Raw genomic sequence first — 20,031 nt, 5'->3', positions numbered from 1 at the left:
GCTTTCCGCCCAGACGCTTACGCGTTTGGGCCTTTTTTGCTGGTGCGGGTCAGACCGACGTGACCGCGGGAGTGCCGTGGATATAGTGTTCGAGCTGGCTGATCGTGAACTGCTGATCGGCAATCACGCTCTTCACGAGGTCGCCGATCGAGATGAGGCCGATCAGCTTGCCGCCGTCGAGGACGGGCAGGTGGCGCATCCGGTGCTCGGTCATCAGTGCCATGCACTCGTCGGTGGATTGCGACGGTTCGACGTAGCGCACCTTCGCCGTCATGATTTCCTCGACGCGGGTGGCCTTCGAAGAGCGGTCCTGCAATACGACCTTGCGCGCGTAGTCGCGCTCGGTAACGATGCCCGCGATGTCGTCGCCGTCCACGACCAGCAACGCGCCGATTCCCTTTTCCGCCATCAGCTTGATGGCGTCGTAGACGAGATCGGTCTTCCTGACGGTGTAGATGGTGCGGCCGGAATCCGGCTTGGCCTTGAGAATCTGCGCGACAGTCGTACTCATTCGCTTTCTCCGTGTGCAGGTCGATACAGGGAAGGCAGGCGTGATGCGCGTCACCCGATGAGGCCAGTATAGCCGGGCGGGTGGCGGCAGTCGCGTGACGTTTCCAGATTAGCGGTAAACTCCCGTCACGCACTATCCACACAACTCCTACATTCCTGATCGTTTCGACTGAATTCATGATGTCTTCGCGTTCCCAATCGCCCGCGCAGGGCAATGGCCAGGCCGACGAGTGCGTGACGCTCGTCGCCACGGCGTCGCTGCCTACGCGCTACGGTACGTTCACGTCATACGCGTTCCGCGTATCGGGCAGCGATGCCGAACATCTCGCGCTCGTGATGGGCGACGTGACCGGCGAGCAGTCCGTGCTGACGCGGCTGCATTCCGAATGCCTGACCGGCGACGTGTTCGGCTCGTATCGCTGCGATTGCGGCGAGCAGCTCGATCTCGCGTTGCGCTACATCGCGGCCGAAGACCGCGGCGTGCTGCTGTATCTGCGCGGCCATGAGGGGCGCGGGATCGGCCTCAGCAACAAGATCCGCGCATATGCGCTGCAGGAGCAGGGGCGCGACACCGTCGAGGCGAATCTCGACCTCGGTCTGCCCGACGACGCGCGCGAATACGACTCGGCCGCAGCGATCCTCCGGATCCTCGGCGTGACGTCGGTGCGGCTGATGAGCAACAACCCGAAGAAGTTCGACACGCTCGTGAAGCACGGCATTCCGGTCTGCGAACGCGTGGCGCTCGCGGTGCCCGTGCGCGAAGAAAACGAGCGTTATATCCGCACGAAGCAGACGAAGTTTGGGCACTACTTCGAAGAAAACGAGTAATCGCATCCGGCGCTTCGGCGGCTTCTCGCCGCCGCGTGCCCTTCCGATCGTCGCCGGCCGAGGCGACGATCGCGATTCCCGTCTCATCCGTCTTGCGTCCGGGTTCGTGATGCTAGTTGCGTTGCGCCACCGATACGATCCCACTCACCCATGACCACGCGATCGAAGATCGAAACCGAACGTCTGACGCTGCGTCGCTGGCGACCGGAAGACGCGGCCGCGCTTGCGGCGATGCACGCGCATCCGGAAGTGACTGCGTGGCTAGCGCGCGGCCCGATGTCGGTCGACGAGGCGAGCGACGTCATCGCGCGCTTCGACGCGCATTTCGAGGCCCACGGTTTCGGCGTGTGGGCGGTCGAGCGTCGAGCCGATGCGACACTGATCGCACTTTGCGGGCTGTCGCACGAAACGCGTGTAACGCATCCGATGACGCCATGTGTCGAAATCATGTGGCGGCAGGCGCATCACGCTTGGGGCATGGCTATATTGCCGAAGCGGCGGTCGCGGCATTGGCCGACGGGTTCGACCGGAGCGGGCTCGGCGAGATCTTCGCGTGGACGGCCGACACCAACCTGCGATCGCAGCACGTGATGCAGCGGCTTGGCATGCAGCGCCAACCGGCGCGCGATTTCGATCATCCCGCGTTGCCGGAAGGGCATGCGCTGCGGCGGCACGTCGTGTACGTTGCCCACCGCGGCGACGCCAGCGCGTAACGGCTCGTCAACGCCAGTCGGCATTCTGCAGCACGATCCGGTAGCCGTCTGCGTCCTCGAATGTCTGGCCTGATATATCCCAATATGGATTGAACGACGTCACGGGCATGAAGCCGTGCGCAGTCGCGCGCTCGCATGCGGCTTCCCATTCCGGACGATCGGGCAGGTAGAACACGATCAGGTCCTCCGGCGTCGGGGACGGCGCGATCGGATGGTCCGGACAGTGCGTGAATTCGAAGTGGTAGTCGAGCCCTTTGCGTCCGAGCATGACGCCGGAAAAGCCGTCGTGATCTTCAAAGCGTGCGAGTACCGACAAGTCGAGGGCGTCGCGATACATGCGCTCGGTTCTGGTGAGGTTGGCAACCGGGCGGGCAATGCGCAGGTGTGCGTGCAAGATGGCCTCGGGGAGCGTGGCAGTCCCGCCGATGATAATCCGGTCGGTCCGGATTGTGTCGCGCCGAGATGCCGGGGGCGGCGAATGGTATGGCCCCGTAATCCGCGCAGGCAATAAAAAAGCCCACTGCTTGAGCGGGCTGAATCCATGTTTGGAGACATGGAGGAGACAAACGTAAATTTAAGGGAAAACCCGGAGGTTGGCAAGCCCCCGTTGTATCCATGCAACTTCCCGCCGTAACGACCGCCTCGCATCGACGCGGCCGCTATTGCGCTCACATGCCGCCGGCCCGCGCGTGCGCGGCAAACGCGCCGAACCGATCCTGCGCGACCGGCAGCGCGTACTTGTTGCGCATCTCGGTTTCGATCCACTCACAGGCTTCGCGTGCGCAATCGGTCAGCGCGTGCCGCGTCGCATGCCCGTCGATGTCGTAGACGAAGCGCACGCCGACCTCGTCGTCGGCAACCTGTCGTTCGAGCTGATTGAGCTGCAGTTGCGGACCATGCCGTTGCGACAGCGCGCGTAGCTCGTCGAAGTGATATTCGAGCCAGTCCGCGAAGAACAACGCATCGCTGCGGCACGGCAACCGGAAGGCCGTGCTGCGCGACGGGCGCGGCGTGGCTTCGCTGGCGGCTGCATGCGGCTCGTTGTCGCCGGAGAGGGGCGTGTCGACCGGCGCGAGCGGGTGCTGAATCCGCCGATACGGTTCGCGATCGCGCAGCGCATGCCACAGCAATTCGTCTCCGGCGGCGCCGGACGGCTGCATCGTCAGGTCGTGTTGGCCGTCGCCGGCCGGGACGATGTCGCGGATCACGAGGCGCAGCGAGCAGAGCGGTTCGTCCGCGACCAGCAGCGTCGCCGCGCGCGGCAGCCCGCAGACGAGCGGCGCGACGCCGGCGGCGCGAAACACGAGCCCGTGGCGGTCGAGCCGCACGAGCGGCAGCGGCCTGGGAAACGACGGATAGGCGACCGCGATGCGAGCGCCGCTGGCGCGCGTCAACCCGGGCATCATCGCGCGAAAGACCTGAGACTGGTCCACGTTGGTTCTCCTTCGTTACGATGCCGCCCGGACGGGAATACGCGTTCCGGTTCAGGCGGCGATGGCTTGCCGGGATGCCTGCCCCGGCTCGATTCCTAATGCGGCAAACGTTTGCGGATCGATATCGATCCAGCACGCGACCACCAGACGCCCGTCCACCTGTTTCGGCGGGCCTGCGCGGTGCGCGTGTATGCCGATCCGGCGAAACAGCCGCTCCATGCTCGCGAACGTCACGCCGATCAGCTGCCGCGCGCCAAGCTGCGCCGCGCATTCGACGACCGCCGCGAGCATCGGGCGCACCGCCCATTCGGCATTGCCCGAACCGCTTTCGTCGTCGGTCGCCGCGAACCTGGACAGCTCCCAGACAGCGGCTGATTGCGGCAGCGGCATGTCCTCGGCGATCAGGTCGGCGAACAACGAACCCAGCAGATACGGGCGCGTCGTGGGCAGCAGGCGCGCACATCCGCACATGTCGCCGTCGGCGTTTCGCGCGAACACGTAGACGGTATCGTCGCGATCGAACTGATCGCGCTCGAAACTTTCGTTCGCCGACGGGAGCGCCCAACCAAGCTGCTCGACGAACACGCGGCGCCGGTAGCGCCCGATATCCGCTGCAAGTTCGTGTGGCAACCGCCCTTCCTCGTGAACGAAGGTCCGCATGGTGTCCTCGGGTCTGTGCTTTTGTATGCACGCATTACATCGCGCGGCACGAGGACGCTGTAACTGGTAACTCTTACAGGGTGGCGACGCGAAAGCGTCATTCAGGACGTGGTAACGGTTTCTTGATCGACGGGATTGAAAACCGGGCCGCTTTTGCTTATAAAGACCGCCAGCATCACGGAAATGGTCAGAGGAATGCGTGGCCGGTTGTCACTGGAGCGTGGGACCGGCATGATAGGTGCCGTTGCGGCCGAGCAGGGCCGACGCGACCGCCGCGGCCCAGTCGATGGAGGCGAGCCGCGCGGCGAGCGCGGCGGCCGTGCGGAACATGCCGATGTCGGCGCCCGTGGCATCGACGATCATCACGTTGCTGCGGACGTCGCTGCCCGCGATCACGAACGTGCCTGTCGCGCGTTCGAGATACCAGTCCCAGCCGACTGTCACGTAAGCGACGCCGGCGCGGGCCGTGCGCTGCCATTCGGTATAGCCGGCGAGGCGTGCGTCGATCGCGTTGTCGCGCAGTTCCGCCAGCAGTGATGCATCGAGGCCGCTTGCGACGTGGTCGATCGCAAGCGCGGCCAGTGCGCCTTCTGACAGGCGTACGTAGCCGTCCGCGGACGGGCCGGAGACCGGATGCAGCAAAGGTGAAGTCATGCGCGGAATGTATCAGCCTCGAACCGGAGCTGGAACCTGACAAGTATGACAGCGTGACGTTGTCGGAGAACGAATGGAACTGCGCTGGCAGGATGCCTATCAACAATTCAGTGCCGCGGAAGACGAGCAACAGCTCTTCCAGCGGATCGCTGCCTATTCCAAACGGCTGGGATTCGAATACTGCTGCTACGGCATTCGCGTGCCGCTGCCCGTGTCGAAGCCGTCGGTCGCGATCTTCGATACCTATCCCGACGGCTGGATGGCGCGTTACCAGGCGCAGAACTACATCGAGATCGATTCGACGGTGCGTGACGGCGCGCTCAGTACCAACATGATCGTCTGGCCGGATGTCGACCGGAGCGATCCAGGCCCGTTGTGGCAGGACGCGCGCGAATTCGGGTTGTCGGTGGGTGTCGCCCAGTCGAGCTGGGCGGCCCGCGGCGCATTCGGATTGCTGAGCATCGCGCGCCATGCCGACCGGCTGACGCCGGCCGAGATCAACATGCTGACGCTGCAGACGAATTGGCTCGCGAACCTGTCGCATTCGCTGATGAGCCGCTTCATGGTGCCGAAGCTGTCGCCCGCGGCGGGCGTCACGCTGACCGCGCGCGAGCGCGAGGTGCTGTGCTGGACGGCAGAGGGCAAGACTGCGTGCGAGATCGGCCAGATCCTCAGCATCTCGGAGCGGACGGTCAACTTCCACGTCAACAACATCCTCGAGAAGCTCGGCGCGACGAACAAGGTCCAGGCGGTCGTCAAGGCGATCTCCGCCGGGCTCATCGAGACACCCTGACGCGGGCGAGGGCGGCGGCGCCGAACACGGCGGCCGCCATGCCGCTCATTCCATCATCGGCTCCGCTTCCTTCGCGGTCCAGCTCACGCTGGAAATGCTCTTCTCCATGCTTATCCGGCTCGCGATCTGCTCGAGCTTCGGTTGATCCTTCGGATGCAGCTTCAGCGTCGCGGTCACCTTCAAACGGTCCGGCTGGTCGGGGACGTCCTCGCTCGTGAGGCTCTGGAACGATAGCGGCTTCGCGTACATCGAGTTGGACAGCAGCGTGCGGATGTGCACTTCGTCGGCGGCCAGGCAGATCACGGTGATCTGGTATTCGCGCACGAGATCGGCATTCGACACGGGTGTCGCGTTGATCGCCTGGCTGACGCCCCGCAGCACGGTATTGGTGAGCAGCACGACGCCCGTGCCGGCGAGCGCGGGCACGTAATGACCGGAACCGGACAGCACGCCGACCGCAGCCGAGCACCACAGCGTCGCGGCCGTGTTGATGCCCTGGATCGAGCCTTTGTCGCGCATGATCACGCCGCCGCCGAGAAAGCCGACGCCCGACACGACGTACGCGGCGATCTGCGTGACCCCCGCAACGCCGTTGCCGGTCAGTACGCCGAGCGTGACGAACAGGCATGCGCCGCTCGCGACGAGCGTGATCGTGCGCAGGCCGGCCGTGCGCTGGCGCATCTGGCGCTCGAGGCCGATCGCGACGCCGCAGGCGAACGCGGTGAAAAGACGGAGTGCGAAATCGAAAGTCATGGTTGTCCTGCCGTGCAAGGAGCGCATGCCGGCTCGCGCCGCCGCGGCGCAATGCCGAAGGCGACGCGAAGATGGCCGTCATCGCGCGGTACTGTACCGCGCGAATGCGTCATTCAGTGTGAAACGGTAGGCGTACGGGCTCGCGGAACGCGAGCCGGGGCAGGAGAACTGCGTCGGACAGGCGTTCAGGCGGCAAGCGGCGCACGCAACGGAGTGCTGCAACTGTCCACGATGGTTCCTGAAGGAAGAATGGGCGGCATTCTAGTGGGCGGCGCGTGCATGCGTCAACCGCCCGGCGACGGTCGGGCTACTGCGCCGACCCGATCGTCCCCGTGGCGAGCGCGAGCGCGGCAGCCGCCGACAGCGCACCGGCATAGCTGTCGACCTCCGCATTCCGGGCCGCGAGCAGCTGGCTCTGCGCGATCGTCGCGTCGGTCACCGAACCGACGCCGTTCCGGTACGCGGTCAGCGCCGCGTCGTAGCTCGTCTGCGCGGCATCGACGAGCGCCTTCGCGGCATCGTGCGATGCGAGGCTCGTCTGCACCGCGTTCTGCGCGGCGACGACCTGGCGGACGGCTTCCTCCTTGGTCCGCGTGAGGCGCGCGGAGGCGCTTTGCGCATCGTTGCGCGCCTGCATCAGCACGGCCGAGCGCAGCCCGCCGTCGTACAGCGGGATCGTCACGCCGAGGAACACGCCGCCGCCGTAGCGGCTGCCGTTCAGATTGACGGTCGGCGCCTGGTCGCCGATCGCCGGCAGCGCGGAGATCGCCGTGCCGCCGCTCGCATACGACGTCGATGCGGACAGGAAGATCTTCGGCATGAACGCAGCCTCGGCGGCCTTGATCTTCGCGCGGTTGGCCTTTTCGAGCGCGAACGCGCCCTGCAGGTCGGGGCGGCGCGCGATCGCGTCCGACACGATCGCGTCGACCGACGAACCGAGCGCGGGCGGCAGCGGCCGCTTCGGCAGCGCGGCGATCGTCGGCTTCGACAGCGGCGAGATGCCGAGCGCGGAGACGAGGGCAAGGTAGCTGTCGCTCTCCGTGCCGTTCGCCTGCACGAGCGCGAGGTTCGCCTGCGCGCGGTTCTGCGTCGCCTGCGCGAGTTCGACGACCGTGCCGACGCCGTGCCTGAGCCGTGCGCGGGATGCCGCGAGGATCGCGTCCGCGTTCGCGAGGCCTTGCTGCGCGCTGAGTGCGCGCGATCGCGCGGCTTCGTAGCGGTAGTACGCAACGGTCACGTCGTGGATCACCTGCTGGTGCACGGCCGTGAACGCGACGTTCGATGCGATCGATGCCTGCTCGGCCGCTTCGACGCGCGCCGCGCGGCCGCCGAAATCGAACAGCAGCCATTGCAGCGACAGCGCTGAAATCGTGCCGTGCACGGTCGTGTCGCTCGACGAATCGCCGAGGATCGTCGACGTCGAGCCGTGGCTCGCCTGGTACGCGCCCATGGCCGTTGCGGACAGCTTCGGCAGATAGGCGGATTTCGCGATGCCGACCGCGAGCGCCGCGTTGCGCGCGTCGTTCCATGCGATGCGGGTCAGCGGGTTCGCCGATTCGGCGAGGTCGATCAGTTCGGGCAGCGTGTACGCATGTGCGGAATCGAGCGCGGCCGGCGGCGATACCGACGCGAGCGCGGGCGTGGGCGGCAGCGTGTAGTCGTGCGCGCCTTGCGTGGACGCGCGCGGCGGCGCGGGCACGATCTCGCCCGCAGCCGATGTTTGCGGCTGCCACGGGCGGTCGGACGCCTCCGGCGCCAGATCGATCGACGACGTCGCGCAGCCGGCCAGCGCGACGGCGGTCGCGAGGGCGGCGGCGGCGATCGAGGCGGCCGGCGGTTCAGGTAGGCGCATGAGGGACGGGCTCCTTCGGTGTGGCTTGGCGGGCGGCGTCGGCGATATGCGCGAGCCGCGCGTCGATCAGGTGCAGCAGCGCGTCGCGCGCGGGGTCGGCGGGGGCGTCGCCCGACGGCGCGGGGGCGTCCGTCCGAGGCGCGGCTTCGTCGTCGCGCAGGTCGGCCACGCGCGCGAGCTGCGCGCCGATCGCCGCGTCGCCCGGCGCGCGCTCGGCGAGCAGGAACAGCGGGCCTTCGAGCGCGCCGAGTTCCGCGAGCGCGCGCCGCCGCGCGGCGAGCCACGTGGCGGCCGGCCGCACCCACGACGGTTCGTAGTGGATCAGCCCGAGTTCCTGCGAAATCGCGCCGTGGCGCGCGAACGCTTCGGCGGCCAGCGCGCGCCGCTCGGCCGGCTGCGCGATCTGCGCGAGGCGCCGCCACTGGTCGAGCAGCGCCGCGAGCGCCGTGTCGATCTGCTTGCCGATGCTGACGGGCCAGATCCGCGTGAACACGAGATACACGACCACGTTGCCGAGCAGGATGCCGATCGTGCGGTCGCGCGCGAGCGTCAGGTCGAAGCCGGGGCCGGCGCCCTGGATCACGCACAGGAAGAACGCGAACGCGACCTGGAAGCCCGCATACGCGATGCGCGGCGACCCGAAGGCGACCCACGCGGCGAGCCACGCGCCGGCGAATACGAGCGCCATCAGCTCGCCGATCGACGACAGCGACGGCACGACGAACACCAGCGCGGCGGTGCCGAGCAGCGCGCCGACGATGCAGCCGGCGATGCGCAGCGTGAGCTTCTCGACCGTTTCGGCCGTCGAGCCGAGCGACACCATGTAGCAGGTGATGAAGCAGGTATGGATGCCCGACCAGTCGAGCTGCGAGTACAGCAGGTAGCAGAACATCGCCGCGGCCGTCGTTTTCAGTGCGTAGCGGACGTGGTCGGGATTGGTGCGTGCGTCGGGCAGGAAGAAGCCGCCGCGCGGGGCGGGGGGCGCAGACGGCGCGGCGGGCTGCGCCGGCGCGGCGGCCGTATCGGCCGCGGCCGGTTCCGCGAAATGCGTGATCGCAGTGTGCAGGTCGGTTGCGACGACGCGCGCGAGCGGCGGCAGCGCATCGGTGGCCGGCAGCGCGAGCGTCACATCGACCGGATAGCCGCCCTGTTCGAGGATGGCGGCCATCTCGTCGAGCGTCGTGGCGATCGGGGCGGCGAACGCGTCGGGCAGCCGGGCATCGGGCTCGCGGTCGGCGAGCGCGACGGCCACGAGCAGCGCGGTGCTCGACGCGATGGCCTGCCGCAGTGCGACGACATCGGCAGCCGACGACGAGCCTTCGAGCTTCGACAGCTTGAGCCACGTGAGCAGCTGCTTGTCGCCTTCGCGCAGGCTTGCGTCGAACGCGGCGCGTGCGTCGTGGTCATGATCGCCGCGCAGTCGTTGCGCCGCGAGCCGCAGCCGCTTCGCGAGCTGCGCTTGCGCGAGCTTGCGCGGCGACGGCGCGATCAGCAGGTTGACGACGATCGCGACGCCGACCGGGATCGCGACCATCAGCCATGCATAGAGCAGCGCGCGCGTCGCCGCTTCACCGAACGGCGCGAGGCCGAGCTGGTCGAGCCCGAAGCCGACGATCATCGCGAGGATCGCGCCGACCGGGCGCAGCTTACTCGCCGATGTCAGGTAGAGCAGCCCGACCGACATCACGGTCATGCACGCGACGCGGAGGATCGAATAGTCGATGCTGAAGATCGCGACGCCCATCACGAGCGCGATCACGACCGTGACGAGCAGCAGCATCGCGACCGCGAGCACGACGCTCGTCACGCGGTCGGCTCGGTTCAGGAAGAACACGACGTATGCGGAAATCGCGGCTTCCGGCGTGCCGTACCCGCTCGTCACGAGCACGACCAGCGCGCAGATCAGCGCGACGCGCACGGCCATCGCCGCGCGCCCCGGAAACGGCACGAGCAGTCGCAGGACTTCGCGCGGGCCCGGCGAGCGGACGTCAGCGGCAGGCTGAGCCATGCCGGACCTCGACGATCGCGCTCGCGCCGACGCGCACGAGCTTGCCGTCGGGTTCGTCGAGCTTCACGCGCACGGGGAAGCGCTGCGCGACGTGCACCCAGTTCACCGAGTTCTGCACGATCGGCAGCGAGCGCGGCAGGTTGATGCGGGCGCTGTCCGCGATGCCCGCGCCGATGCCGACGACCTTGCCCGTCATCGGGCGGCTGCGGTCGATCATCGAATAGACGGTCGCGCAATCGCCGACCTCGATGCGGTTCAGCGCCGTCTCGCGGAAGTTGCCGACGGCGAACCATTCGCTCGCGTCGATTAGCGTGAAGATGGACTGGTTCGGCGCCAGGGTTTCGCCGGCGAGGACGGTCAGGCCCGTCACGAGCCCGTCGTGCGGCGCGCGCACGACCGTATCGTCGAGCGCGTGCTGCGCGCGGGCCAGTGCGGCCTCGCGCGCATGCAGCGTCGCGATCGCATCGGCTTCGTCGCCGATCGTCTGTGCGGATGCGCGCTGTTGTTCCTGGGCCTGCGCGAGCGACACGGCCGCATCGCGCTGGCGCACCTTCGCCTGGTCGAACTGCTGCGCGCTGACATAGCCCTGCGCGGCGAGCGGCGCGAGCCGGTTCACGTCGCGCGTCGCGAGATCGGCGTTCTGCGTCGCGCGCTTGACCTGCTCGGCGGCGACCGACGCGTTCGAGCGTTCGCCGATCAGTGAACGGCGCCGCGTGTCGAGCGATGCGCGCGCGAGTTCGAGATCGGCCTGCGCCTGTGCCACCGTCAGCCGGTACGGCACGGGATCGATTTCGTACAGCAGGTCGCCTTTCGCGACGCGCTGGTTTTCATGCACCGCGAGCCGCACGATGCGCCCGCCGACGGGCGATGCAACGTGCACGACGTCCGCGTCGATCGACGCATCGTCGGTGGACGGGAAGGCGGTCGTGCGGTGGTACGCGTACGCGAGTGCCGCGATGCCGAGCGCGACGATCGCGAGCGCGATCACGCGGCCTTTCATGGAGGGGCGGGCGTTTCCGGCGGCCTTCATGCGAACGGCCCCGTGCCGGTGAGCCAGACGATCACGGCGATCACGAGCCCGATCGCGGTGCACACGGCCAGTTGGTAAGGGACCGTGGCGGCCCAGCCGGTCGCGACGAACACGCGGTGCGCGACGATCGCGCCGACGATGCCGACGATCGCGCTGACGAGCCAGAGCGGGAAATACGCGCCGAACAGGACGTACGACGGCGCGCCGCGCGATGCGCAGCCCGCGAGCGGCAGGGCGGGCGCCAGGACGGCGGCGACGCGCAGGGGCGCGCGCGGCGTTGTTTTTCTCATGGTGTGGCGAGCTCGACGATGGGGGTGGATGCCGGGCACGGCGCAATGCGGTTGGTCGCCGCGACGACTGTTCCGCGATACGGAGCCGATAATAAAGCAGCGCGATGCGGACCGCCAGCTATCCGGTCCGCGTTCGCGACACGGGCCGTGGCCGGTCGCGGCCGCGCCGTTCCGTCCGGCATCGTGTTTCGGTGACGGCGCCCGGGCCGCCGCGATTCTGCCAGCGCAAGCTCGTGTAGGGTTGCTAACGGACTGTAAAGGATCGTCAGACGAAAGAAGGCGGAAGATGTTTGCTGCGCCCACGCAGCGCAATCGATGTGGAAACGGCTGTTTGCCGCTCGAACGCATGGGAATCCGGTCAGGTCGGTCCGGTCGTTTCCTCGAGGGGCGTGACGGGATCGAGGTCGTCGAGATCGGTGCGGATGGTCGTGACCGACACGGGATCGCCGGTCATCGTCCGGCCCCGCGCGATGTGCCGCCGACGGGCACGACCGGTCGTCGGGAACGGGATCTGTGTACCATCGTGCGTATGGCGCGAAGCGCGGCATGGGGCGTCATCGCCCCGTGCGATGCTCGTCGCGGAAGCCGTATCGCAACGAAGGTGAACGCTCCATGCGAAGTTTCTTTGTCCGGTTCATTGCAATCGGCGTGTTGTTCCATCTGTATGTCGGGATACGGATCATTCCCGATGCGTTCGCGTCGCCGGTCGCGCGCACGGTCGCCGCGCTCGTGCTGGCGAGCTTCGTCGTGCTGATCCCGGTCGGCATGTTCTCGCGCCGCTTCGACGAAGGCTGGGCCGCGACGCTCGTCGGCTGGGTCGGCTCGCTCGTGATGGGCTTCTTCTCGTCGCTGCTCGCGCTGACGCTGCTGCGCGAATTCGTGCTGCTCGGCGTGGTCGTGTGGCGGCAGTTCGTGCATGCCGGCGCGTGGAGCGGAGCATCAGGCGATACGGCGGTCGGCGTGCTGGCGGCCGCGGTGCTCGTCACGGCGATCGGGTTCGTCGGCGCGCGCCGCACGGCGGCGGTCAAGCGGGTGTCGATTCCGGTCGCGGGGCTGCCCGCCGGCCTCGACGGGCTGACGATCGTGCAGCTGTCCGACATCCACGTCGGGCCGACGATCAAGCGGCCCTATATCGAACGGATCGTGCGTGCGGTCAACGCGCTCGATGCGGACGTCGTCGTCGTGACCGGCGACGTGGTCGACGGTTCGGTCAAGCGCCTGCGCGAGCACACGGCGCCGCTCGGCCGCATGAAGTCGCGGTACGGCAGCTTCCTCGTGACCGGCAACCACGAGTATTACGCGGGTGCGCATGCCTGGATCGACGAATTCCGGCGCATCGGGCTGACGGTGCTGCTGAACGAGCACGTGCTGATCGAGCGCGGCGGTGCGCGCGCGGTGCTCGCGGGCGTGACCGACTTCGCGGCGGGCGGCTTCGATCCCGCACATCGCAGCGACCCCGAACGGGCGCTGGCGGGCGCGCCGCACGACGTCGGCACGAAGATCCTGCTCGCGCACCAGCCGCGCAGCGCGGAAGCGGCGAACCGGGCCGGTTTTACCGTCCAGCTTTCAGGGCATACGCACGGCGGCCAGTTCCTGCCGTGGCCGCCGTTCGTGCGGCTGCAGCAGCCGGTGATCGGCGGGCTGAGCCGTTTCGGCGATCTGTGGCTCTATACGAGCCGCGGCACCGGATACTGGGGGCCGCCGAACCGCTTCGGCGTGCCGTCCGAGATCACGCTGATTCGCCTGACGCGCGGCTAGGGCCGGTTCCCGCTAACAACGGGCTTGCGAACGGGCCTTGCCGGCGGCCGTCACTCGATCCGCGCGATGTCGTCGAAATCGAAGCGCGGGCTGCGCGGGAACAGGCCGGCCGGATCGCCGTAACCGAGATTCACGAGGAAGTTGCTCCGGATCGCGGTGCCCGCGAAGAACGCGGCATCGACCTTCGCGTTGTCGAAGCCGGACATCGGGCCCGCGTCGAGGCCGAGCGCGCGGGCGGCCAGGATCAGGTAGGCGCCTTGCAGCGACGCGTTGCGGAACGCGGTGGTCTCGATCAGCGCGTCGTTGCCGGCGAACCAGCTGCGCGCGTCGGCGTGCGGGAACAGCCGCGGCAGGTGCTCGTGAAACGCGAAATCCATGCCGACGATCACCGTGACGGGCGCAGCCATCGTCTTCGCGAGATTGCCTTCGGACAGCGCGGGCTTCAGGCGCGCCTTCGCTTCGGGCGACTTGACGAACACGAAGCGGGCGGGGCTCGAATTCGCCGAGGTCGGGCCGAATTTCGTCAGGTCGATCAGCCGGTGCAGCAGTGCGTCGTCGACGGGTTTGTCCTGCCATGCGTTGTGCGTGCGCGCGGTGAGGAACAGTTGATCGAGGGCGGAATCGGAGAGCGTCGTCATGATGGGGTCCGGGAAGAAAGCGGCCGGGTCGCGCCGGCCGGCGTGGCTGAAGAAAGCGGCGCCCCCGGCAGGGCGCGCCGCGACACGCCGCGATGATAGCGTGATGCGCGCCGGCGCAGCGGGCTTCCCGCCGGCGGCGAATGACAGCGCATGGCGGTGCGCGGCGCGGTTGGCTAGTATGCAGGCATGCATCGTTCGCCCCGTTCATCGCCCGTTCCCTCCGACATGTCGACGCCCGATCTTTTTGCCGACACGCCCGCGCCCGACGTGGACTGGTACCCGGACTGGCTTGCGCAGCCCGACGCCGATCGCGTGCTGGCCGCGCTGATCGGCGAGGTCGCGTGGCGGCAGGACACGATCCGCACGCCGCGCGGACGCATTCCGTTGCCGAGGCTCACCGCGTTGCAGGGCGAGCCGGACGCCGTTTACGTGTATTCGGGCATTCGCAACGTGCCCGCGCCGTGGACGCCAGCCGTGCTCGAACTGAAGCGGGCGGTCGAAGCGACGTGCGGCGCGCGTTTCAACAGCGTGCTGCTCAACCGCTACCGCAACGGGCTGGACAGCCTGGGCTGGCACGCGGACAACGAACCGGAACTCGGTGATGCGCCCGTGATTGCGTCGGTGAGCCTTGGCGCGATGCGCGTGTTCGATCTCCGTCATCGTGCGACGGGCGTCACGCATGCGTATCGCCTCGTGCACGGCAGCCTGCTCGTGATGCGCGGGCGCACGCAGGCCGAATGGCAGCATCGCGTGCCCAAGGCGCCGGGCGTGCAGGGCGAGCGGGTCAACCTGACGTTCCGGCGCGTGATGCCGGCCGGCGCGGAGCGCTAGCATCCGGCCGTCATCCTGGCGTGCCAGGGCCGCGGGATAAATCGCGCCCCGTTTTCGCAATCCACGAACGACCAAGGCAAGCAAGCGACGCAGCATGCGGCACGTTGCCGCACGAACGCGGGACGATGTGGCCCGAAACGGCCCAAAGGCTTGTCCTATATGGGTTTCAGACATATTCGATCGACCGTCCGGTTCCGATAGATGAGTGAAACCTCTGATGGTGCGTCGCAACAATCATTGGCTAGACTGTCGAATGGCTGAAACGCGTCGGATCCCGGCGCGACCTTTTCGACATGCCCCGTGCGTTGCCGATGCAATGCGCAAGGGGGCAGGAGCATAACGCGTGACCGTACTCGACCCTACCTTCGAACCCTCGCTGCACGTCTTTGAACAAGACGGCGGATGGCAATGGGCGCTGACGGTACAGCGGGCGTCCGGCGTTGGCGTGAAAGTCGTCGCGTTCAGCCGGGATGGCTTGCGCGGCGAAGCCGAGGCATACGCCGCCGGCCAGCTTGCCCGCGCCGAGTATGCCGACGCCGTGACGGCCTGACGCCGTCGCGCCGATCCCGTCCGGGGATCGCCATCACCGCCGGCCATTCGCTGCCGGGCGGTTTTCTCCCGATCGTTTCCCGTCTTCCGTTTGCCGCAATGCGCGTTCGTCGCGCGACGCCGCATGCGGTGCCCCCGCGCGCCGATGCGCCCCGGTCTGCCCGCGCCAAATGGTCCGTACCATCCGACACGTGCGTGCCACACGCCGCGCTTAACGTCCGTGCACGGTGTCCGTCGCGCCGGCGATGGGGCCCGGGCCGCGGCTCGATCGCCGGCCGCCGGGCGACGACCCATCGACAAGAACGCAGGTCATGTGCGACGACAGAACCGACACCAACTGCCATGGGCGCGGCGGATCGCGCACGGCGCGGGCGCCGCAACGGGGATTCACGCTGATCGAGGTGCTGATCGCACTGGCGATCGTCGCGGTGGCGCTCGGCGCCGTGATGCGCGCGATCGGCGCGCTCGCGTCGGACACCGATATGGCCCGCATGCGCCTGCTCGCGTTATGGAGCGCCGACAATGCGCTCGGCGAAATCCGCATCGCGTCGACCTGGCCGTCCGTCGGCACGAACACGTTCGCGTGTCCGCAGGGCCGCTACCGGTTCGTGTGCCGCCAGTCGGTGGCCGCGCTGCCGAGCCCGCTGGTGCGCCGCGTGACGGTGAGCGTCTATCCGTCCGCGTCGAGCCGCAACGTGCTCGCCGAAGTCGTCACGGTGATCCAGAATGAAGCGCGCCGCTGAACCGCGTGCGGCGGCGCGCGCCCGCGGCTTCACGCTGATCGAGATGCTGGTCGCGATCACGCTGCTCGCCGTGATCGCGTTGCTGTCGTGGCGCGGCCTCGACGCGACGATCCGCGGCCGCGACGATATCGCGTCGAATCTGGCGCAAACGCGCCTGCTCGGCCGCTATTTCTCCCAGTTGCAGTTCGACCTGACCAACCTCGTGACGCCCGACGAAGTGTTCGGGCCGCCGTTGCGCATCCGCCCGGACGAACTCGTGATGGTGCGCCATCTCGGTGTCGGCGGCGGGCCGACGCACATGCAGGTCGTGCGTTACCGGCTGACGGGGCGCGAGCTCGTGCGCAGCGCGTCGCAGCCGCTGGCGTCGCTGGCCGAGGTCGACGACGCGCTGCATCACATGGATGCGTTCGCGCGCGTGGTCGTCAGCAACGATGCGCGCTCGATGCAGCTTTCCGTATGGATTCCGCCGGACGGATGGACGACGAGCCAGACCGTCATCGAGCAGGCCTATGCGCAGTTTCTCGCGCAGCACGGCATCAGCAACTCGACGTCGATCGGTGCGCCGGTGCCGCGCGGCGTCCGCTTCGCGGTCACGATGGGCGCGCCGGCGGTCGAGTACGTGCGAACGATCCCGATCGGTCAATGAATGCGCAATGCGGCCCGGTACGCGCGCCCATATGCGGAAAGCCGTTCCGTCCCCCGCACAAAATGGTCCGTAACTTTCGTCATACGTCTGTTATTGGCCGTCCGTTAGTCTCGTGACGAGCATGACCGCCGCGACCGGTTCCATCGGCCGGTTCAGCGGCGGCATCGTCAAACGGGAAGGGGGCGAACGTGACGGTCGAGCACCGGCATGATGCACACGCGGGCGCGTCGGGACACGACGCGCCCGGGCAATGGCAATTGACGGCGATCCTGAACCGCGCGCAGCAGTGGCACGGCGCCGGTCGGTTCGACGATGCGGCACGCGACTATCTCGCGGTGCTCGCGAAGGCGCCCGATCATCCGCAGGCGCTCCATCTGTACGGCGTGCTGCAATTCCAGCGTGGCGCGGCCGATCATGCGGAAGCGCTGCTGCGTCAGTCGATCGCGATCGCGCCGGACGTGCGTGCGCTGTCGGATCTCGGCGCGATCGCCGGCGAGCGCGGCCGCACCGACGAGGCGCTCGCCCATTTCGCGGCCGCGCTGCGCGCATCGCCCGACGACGTGCAGACGCTCGTGCGCCGCGGCAACACGCTGACCGATTTGCGCCGCCATGACGACGCGCTCGCGTCGTTCGACCGCGCGCTCGCGGTGTCGCCGCTCGTGCTCGACGCCCTCTGCAATCGCGGCGGCGCGCTGCGTGCGCTCGGCCGCTTCGACGAAGCGCTCGACACCTACGACCGCGCGCTGATGGTCGATCCGCATTCGTTCGAATCGTGGTTCAACCGCGGGCTCGTGTTGCGCGAGATGCGGCGCGCGGCCGACGCGCTGCACTGTTTCGATCGCGCGAACGCGATCCGGCCGGGCGTCGCCGCGATCGTGGCCGAGCGCGGCCGCACGCTTGCCGATCTCGACCGCCTGAACGAAGCGCTGGCCGCATTCGACGAGGCGATCGCGGCCGATCCCGCGCGGCTCGATGCGTTGTGCGACAGCGCGGCCGTGCTCGAACGGCTGGGCCGCGCGGATGAAGCGCTCGCGCGTTGCGACCGCGTGCTGGCGCACGATCCGGCTGACGCCCGCGCGCTCGCGAGCCGCGGCAACGCGTTGCTGCAGCTCGAGCGTCACGACGAAGCGCTCGACAGCTACGCGCGTGCGCTCGCCATCGAGCCGCGTTCGGCCGACACGCTGTGCAATCGCGGCACGGCGCTGCGACATCTGCAGCGTTTCGATGCGGCGCTCGCCAGCTACGACGACGCGCTCGCGCTCGACCCCCGTTTCGCCGAAGCGTGGACGAACCGAAGCCGCGTGCTGCAGGACCTGCACCGTTACGACGAAGCCTTCGCGTCGCTCGATCGCGCGCTCGCGCTGCGTCCCGATCACGCGGCGAGCTGGCTCGCGCGCGGCAACCTGTTCGCCGACCGTGCGCAGGCGGCCGACGCGTTTGCGGCCTACGACCGCGCGCTCGCGCTGCAACCCGACTGGGCCGGCGCGCATTGCGCGCGTGCATCGCTGCACCTGATGGAAGGCGATTTCGCGCGCGGCTGGCATGGGTACGAATGGCGGCTGCGCGATCCGCAATTCGCGCGGTATGCGCGGTCGTTCACGCAGCCGGCGTGGCGCGGCGACGAGCCGCTGGATGGCAGGACGATCCTGATTCACGCAGAGCCCGACTTCGACGACACGCTGCAGTTCTGCCGCTACGTGCCGCTCGTCGCCGCGCGCGGCGCGCGTGTGGTGCTCGAGGTACCGCCTTCGTTGCACGCGCTGATGCCGTCGCTTGCCGGCGCGGCCCACGTGATATCGCGCGGCGCGCCGCTGCCGGCCTTCGATTGCCATGTGCCGCTGCCGAGCCTGCCATACGCGTTTCGCACCGAAACCGACACCATTCCGCGCGACGCGGCCTACCTGCATGCGGACCCGCAACGCACGCGCGAGTGGGACGCGCTGCTCGGCGAACGGCGCAGGCCGCGCATCGGGCTCGCATGGGCGGGCGATCCGGCGCAACGGCACGACGCCGGCCGGTCGATCGACTTCGCGCGGCTCACGCCGCTGTTCGATCTCGACGTCGACTGGATCAGCCTGCAGAAACCCGTGCATGAACACGACGACGCGCGGTTGGCGGATACGCCGGTACGCCGCGTCGACGACGAACTCGGCGATTTCGCGGATATGGCTGCGCTGATCGGCGCGCTGGATCTCGTGATCGCGGCCGATTCCGCCGTTGCGCATCTGGCGGGCGCGCTGGGCGCGCGCGTCTGGGTGCTGTTGCCCGATCCGCCGGCATGGCGCTGGATGCGTACGCGCGGCGACAGCCCGTGGTATCCGTCCGCGCGGCTGTTTCGCCAGCCGGCGCCCGGCGACTGGGCCGATGCGATCGGCGCGGTGCGCGCCGCGCTCGAACCGATGACACGTTAGACACGACACGCGACACGAACAGCGACAAGTGGGGGCCACACGATGACACCGAATGGGGAAGGGACGACACTGGCGAGCGCGCTGCTCGCGCCGGAACGCCGTCCGCCCGATACCGCGCAGCTCGAACGGCTGCTCGTGCGTGCGCGCAAGGCGCATCACGAGGGCGCGCTGCAGCACGCGGAGAACGCGTACGCCGAATTGCTGGCGATCGATCCCGAGCATCCGGAGGCGCTGCACCTGCTCGGCGCGGTGCGTTTCCAGCAGGGGCGGCTCGACGATGCCGAACCGCTGATGCGGCGCTCGGTCGAGCGCCAGCCGGTGCCGCTTGCGCTCGCGAACTACTCGGCGGTGCTGGCCGGGCTCGGGCGCGAACACGATGCGCTCGCGCGGCTCGACGAGGCGCTCGCGATCAATCCCGTGCATCAGCGCGTGCTGTTCCAGCGGGCCGGGCTGCTCGCGCAACTTGCGCGGTACGACGAGGCGCGAGCGGTCTACGACCGGCTGCTCGAACTGACGCCCGGTTTCGCCGACGGTTACGTGAAACGCAGCGACATGCTGCGCGCGCTCGGCCGCTTCGACGACGCGCTCGCCGACTGCGACCGCGCGATCGCGCTCGCGGGCCGCACGTTCGACGCGATGCGCGGGCGCGGGCTCGCGCTGCGCGAACTCGGCCGCTTCCGCGACGCGGCTGACAGCTACGGCCACGCGCTCGCGCTGCGGCCGGGCAGCGCCGACGCGTTGTTCCTGCGCGGCGTCGCTTATCTCGACCTGCACGACCCCGAATACGCGCTGGCCGATTTCAATGCGGCGATTGCGGCGAGCCCGGCGTTCGTCGAGGCGATCTTCAACAGCTCGGTCGCGCTCGAACAGCTCGGCCGGCACGACGAGGCGCTGATGCGTTGCGACCGCGCGATCGCGATCGATCCGCGCC

Annotated in this window: 19 protein-coding genes and 2 pseudogenes; 10 read left to right on the top strand and 11 right to left on the bottom strand. The window is 68.5% G+C overall.

Annotated elements, in window-relative coordinates; genetic code table 11:
* Nucleotides 1–49: 49 nt before the first annotated feature.
* Nucleotides 50–511, bottom strand: a complete 462-nt coding sequence (locus BBJ41_RS23120) for a CBS domain-containing protein (RefSeq protein ID WP_069748607.1) — start codon at nucleotides 509–511, stop codon at nucleotides 50–52.
* Between the two features lie 176 nt (nucleotides 512–687).
* Between BBJ41_RS23120 and ribA the strand changes: the two genes are divergently transcribed.
* Together ribA and BBJ41_RS23110 are read left to right on the top strand one after the other, a co-directional pair.
* Entirely contained in the window at nucleotides 688–1,338 is a 651-nt protein-coding gene (gene ribA, locus BBJ41_RS23115) for a GTP cyclohydrolase II (protein WP_069748606.1), read from the top strand.
* A 150-nt stretch (nucleotides 1,339–1,488) separates the two neighbouring features.
* Nucleotides 1,489–1,889 (top strand): annotated as a pseudogene (locus tag BBJ41_RS23110) (GNAT family N-acetyltransferase); the annotation flags it as partial.
* 169 nt (nucleotides 1,890–2,058) lie between these two features.
* Here the strand turns inward: BBJ41_RS23110 and BBJ41_RS23105 are convergent.
* The 4 genes from BBJ41_RS23105 to BBJ41_RS23090 form a co-directional block, all read right to left on the bottom strand.
* Complete coding sequence (locus BBJ41_RS23105) at nucleotides 2,059–2,445, bottom strand: VOC family protein (protein ID WP_069748605.1); 387 nt, start codon at nucleotides 2,443–2,445, stop codon at nucleotides 2,059–2,061.
* Between the two features lie 274 nt (nucleotides 2,446–2,719).
* Complete coding sequence (locus tag BBJ41_RS23100; RefSeq protein ID WP_175972697.1) at nucleotides 2,720–3,484, bottom strand: hypothetical protein; 765 nt, start codon at nucleotides 3,482–3,484, stop codon at nucleotides 2,720–2,722.
* A 51-nt stretch (nucleotides 3,485–3,535) separates the two neighbouring features.
* A complete protein-coding gene (locus BBJ41_RS23095; RefSeq protein ID WP_069748603.1) occupies nucleotides 3,536–4,144 on the bottom strand; it encodes an acyl-homoserine-lactone synthase in 609 nt (202 codons plus the stop codon).
* Between the two features lie 210 nt (nucleotides 4,145–4,354).
* On the bottom strand, nucleotides 4,355–4,798 hold the full coding sequence (locus tag BBJ41_RS23090; RefSeq protein WP_069748602.1) for a DUF4902 domain-containing protein: 444 nt from the start codon (nucleotides 4,796–4,798) through the stop codon (nucleotides 4,355–4,357).
* A 73-nt stretch (nucleotides 4,799–4,871) separates the two neighbouring features.
* On the opposite strand from BBJ41_RS23090, the gene BBJ41_RS23085 reads away from it, so the two are divergent.
* Nucleotides 4,872–5,591, top strand: coding sequence for an autoinducer binding domain-containing protein (locus BBJ41_RS23085; protein WP_069748601.1), 720 nt, complete (start codon nucleotides 4,872–4,874; stop codon nucleotides 5,589–5,591).
* A 45-nt stretch (nucleotides 5,592–5,636) separates the two neighbouring features.
* Here the strand turns inward: BBJ41_RS23085 and BBJ41_RS23080 are convergent, their stop codons facing one another.
* The 5 genes from BBJ41_RS23080 to BBJ41_RS23060 form a co-directional block, all read right to left on the bottom strand.
* Nucleotides 5,637–6,344 (bottom strand): MgtC/SapB family protein, encoded by a 708-nt coding sequence (locus BBJ41_RS23080; RefSeq protein ID WP_069748600.1) that lies wholly within the window; start codon nucleotides 6,342–6,344, stop codon nucleotides 5,637–5,639.
* A 307-nt stretch (nucleotides 6,345–6,651) separates the two neighbouring features.
* Nucleotides 6,652–8,196 carry a TolC family protein gene (locus BBJ41_RS23075; RefSeq protein WP_069748599.1) on the bottom strand — a complete coding sequence of 515 codons (1,545 nt, stop codon included), beginning with the start codon at nucleotides 8,194–8,196 and terminating at the stop codon, nucleotides 6,652–6,654.
* Complete coding sequence (locus BBJ41_RS23070; RefSeq protein WP_069748598.1) at nucleotides 8,183–10,204, bottom strand: FUSC family protein; 2,022 nt, start codon at nucleotides 10,202–10,204, stop codon at nucleotides 8,183–8,185. Before BBJ41_RS23070 ends, BBJ41_RS23075 begins: the two co-directional genes overlap by 14 nt.
* The gene (mdtN, locus tag BBJ41_RS23065; RefSeq protein WP_069748597.1) at nucleotides 10,185–11,234 is read right to left on the bottom strand and encodes a multidrug transporter subunit MdtN; all 1,050 of its coding nucleotides are present in this window, start codon (nucleotides 11,232–11,234) and stop codon (nucleotides 10,185–10,187) included. Before mdtN ends, BBJ41_RS23070 begins: the two co-directional genes overlap by 20 nt.
* On the bottom strand, nucleotides 11,231–11,524 hold the full coding sequence (locus BBJ41_RS23060) for a hypothetical protein (protein ID WP_034180399.1): 294 nt from the start codon (nucleotides 11,522–11,524) through the stop codon (nucleotides 11,231–11,233). The genes mdtN and BBJ41_RS23060 overlap by 4 nt, the downstream gene beginning before the upstream one ends.
* 612 nt (nucleotides 11,525–12,136) lie before the next feature.
* Between BBJ41_RS23060 and BBJ41_RS23055 the strand changes: the two genes are divergently transcribed.
* Nucleotides 12,137–13,282 carry a metallophosphoesterase gene (locus tag BBJ41_RS23055; protein ID WP_069748596.1) on the top strand — a complete coding sequence of 382 codons (1,146 nt, stop codon included), beginning with the start codon at nucleotides 12,137–12,139 and terminating at the stop codon, nucleotides 13,280–13,282.
* A gap of 50 nt (nucleotides 13,283–13,332) precedes the next feature.
* On the opposite strand, the gene BBJ41_RS23050 is transcribed toward BBJ41_RS23055, so the two are convergent.
* Nucleotides 13,333–13,920, bottom strand: a complete 588-nt coding sequence (locus tag BBJ41_RS23050) for a malonic semialdehyde reductase (protein ID WP_069748595.1) — start codon at nucleotides 13,918–13,920, stop codon at nucleotides 13,333–13,335.
* A gap of 225 nt (nucleotides 13,921–14,145) precedes the next feature.
* Between BBJ41_RS23050 and BBJ41_RS23045 the strand changes: the two genes are divergently transcribed.
* From BBJ41_RS23045 to BBJ41_RS41645, 6 genes and pseudogenes are all read left to right on the top strand, one after another.
* Nucleotides 14,146–14,751, top strand: coding sequence for an alpha-ketoglutarate-dependent dioxygenase AlkB family protein (locus BBJ41_RS23045; protein WP_175972699.1), 606 nt, complete (start codon nucleotides 14,146–14,148; stop codon nucleotides 14,749–14,751).
* A gap of 343 nt (nucleotides 14,752–15,094) precedes the next feature.
* Complete coding sequence (locus BBJ41_RS23040; RefSeq protein WP_069748593.1) at nucleotides 15,095–15,301, top strand: hypothetical protein; 207 nt, start codon at nucleotides 15,095–15,097, stop codon at nucleotides 15,299–15,301.
* Between the two features lie 310 nt (nucleotides 15,302–15,611).
* Nucleotides 15,612–16,043 (top strand): type II secretion system minor pseudopilin GspI, encoded by a 432-nt coding sequence (gene gspI / locus BBJ41_RS23035; protein WP_069748592.1) that lies wholly within the window; start codon nucleotides 15,612–15,614, stop codon nucleotides 16,041–16,043.
* The gene (locus BBJ41_RS23030) at nucleotides 16,027–16,689 is read left to right on the top strand and encodes a PulJ/GspJ family protein (RefSeq protein ID WP_069748591.1); all 663 of its coding nucleotides are present in this window, start codon (nucleotides 16,027–16,029) and stop codon (nucleotides 16,687–16,689) included. The genes gspI and BBJ41_RS23030 overlap by 17 nt, the downstream gene beginning before the upstream one ends.
* A 188-nt stretch (nucleotides 16,690–16,877) precedes the next feature.
* Nucleotides 16,878–19,100, top strand: a complete 2,223-nt coding sequence (locus BBJ41_RS23025) for a tetratricopeptide repeat protein (protein WP_069748590.1) — start codon at nucleotides 16,878–16,880, stop codon at nucleotides 19,098–19,100.
* A gap of 42 nt (nucleotides 19,101–19,142) precedes the next feature.
* Nucleotides 19,143–19,970: pseudogene (locus BBJ41_RS41645) on the top strand (tetratricopeptide repeat protein); the annotation flags it as partial.
* Nucleotides 19,971–20,031 lie beyond the last annotated feature (61 nt).

It is taken from the genome of Burkholderia stabilis (assembly GCF_001742165.1).
Taxonomy (GTDB): domain Bacteria; phylum Pseudomonadota; class Gammaproteobacteria; order Burkholderiales; family Burkholderiaceae; genus Burkholderia; species Burkholderia stabilis.
The sequence above is the reverse complement of the archived record's forward strand: the minus strand, read 5'-3'. Positions and strand labels throughout refer to the sequence as shown.